This window comes from Bradyrhizobium sp., from assembly GCF_049691595.1.
Lineage (GTDB): Bacteria > Pseudomonadota > Alphaproteobacteria > Rhizobiales > Xanthobacteraceae > Bradyrhizobium.
In genome coordinates, this window is record NZ_JBAVNZ010000100.1 from 1 (window position 1) to 1,501 (window position 1,501).

2 pseudogenes are annotated in these 1,501 nt (G+C 64.4%); one reads left to right on the forward strand and one right to left on the reverse strand.

Annotated features, from left to right (window positions below):
• Window positions 1-372 (reverse strand): annotated as a pseudogene (locus tag WCE35_RS04635) (DUF2147 domain-containing protein); the annotation flags it as partial.
• Window positions 373-1,040: 668 nt separating this feature from the next.
• Between WCE35_RS04635 and WCE35_RS04640 the strand changes: the two are divergent.
• Window positions 1,041-1,501: pseudogene (locus WCE35_RS04640) on the forward strand (extensin family protein); the annotation flags it as partial.

Below are 1,501 nucleotides of genomic sequence, written 5' to 3' on the forward strand. Positions count from 1 at the left end.
AGTTGAGGCCGCGGGCGTTGACGATGCATCGAAACCGGCCGAGGGAGCGGCGGTCGCAACCGTGGTTGCGGGCGCGGCCGGCGCTGTGACGGTGGTCGTCACGGGAGCGGCCGGTTGCGGCGTCGCCGCCTGAGCCGGAGCGGGAGCAGGTGCGGTCGTTGCCGGCGGCGGGTTGGAAGCAACGGCGTCATCGTCGTTATTGGACGTGAAACCCTTGAAGCCCGGCGCCGAAATCTTGAGGCATGACAGCGCGTCGCAATTGCGCGGCGCCTCGATGCGGATTTTTTGTCCCTTGATCTCGAGGGAAATCGAGCCGGCATGGGCCGAATTGGCGGCCATCAAGAGCACGGCGGCGATGGTGAGCTTGTTCATGAGAGCCTCCTGCTGGTGCGGGTTGAGCGGGTTGAACTGGCCCGGACCCTAGGCCCGGCCAACGCCTCGTTCCGTGATTGAGGTCACAGTGGAGCAAGTGACGGCGCCATCACGTCGCGGCAAGTTTCGGCGGAGCCGCGGTCGTAACAGGCAATGGCGCGCTGGCATCAGGTCGAAGTTCTGACTTTCGCAACAGCGCAAACAAAAAACGCCCGGCGGACGAACCGCCGGGCGACAGATCCAGGTTCTGTCCGGGAAGCTCCGAGCGTGATCCGGGAAAAGCCTGCCCCGCGCTTGATGCGGGGTGGAGCCCGGTCTTCCGAAAAGATCATGCTCAACTAGAAGACGAGCTCGCGATCCGATTCATCGGATCACGAGCTAGAAAAGACCGAGCACGATGGCTCCGACGAAGGCGAACGCGACATAGGCGGCGACAATGCCCAGCCGGCTGACGAGAGGACCGATCAAGGCCATGGGGATACTCCCTTGGTTCACGTCGTGGCCCCTCTTAACGATCAAGGTTAGCAAAGCGTTCCCTTTGGAAAAAGGCAGCGCTGCTGTCCATCCGCGACATCCCCACGGCCCCAAGGAACCTCGGCGACGTGGTTAAAGAGGCGTGAAATCAACGCGTTGAAGAGTCCTTAAATAAATTCACCGAACCTGCGCCGATGACGCGCGGAGTTCATCTATATCTCGCAGGCTCCCTTGTACTTGTCTCGTTGGCGGGTTGCGGCCGTGGATTTTTCCAGGCCGAGCGCGAACCGTGGCGGGCCGAGGCGGAAGTGGCGTGCCTGAAATCCGGCGCGGTGAAGGAAGGCCCGGAACGGGTGCGGATCGATCCGATTTCCGGTCCCGGCGCGTGCGGCGCCGACTTCCCGCTCAAGGTCGCAGCGTTCGGCGAGGGTAGCGGCAGCTTCGGTTTTGCCGATGAACCATTGCGACGGCCAGCAAGCATCGGCAACCCGCCGCGCTGGCCGGTTTCGCCGCCGCCCGCACCATTCCGCGCACCTTATCCGGACGCGGCGCAGCGTCAGCCGGATGGCCGCGCGCCCACGGGCCCCCTTTCATTGGCGGCGCCCGGCATCGCGCCGCGGCAAGATGAAATCGATCTGCCCGCCGAGGCGCCGCC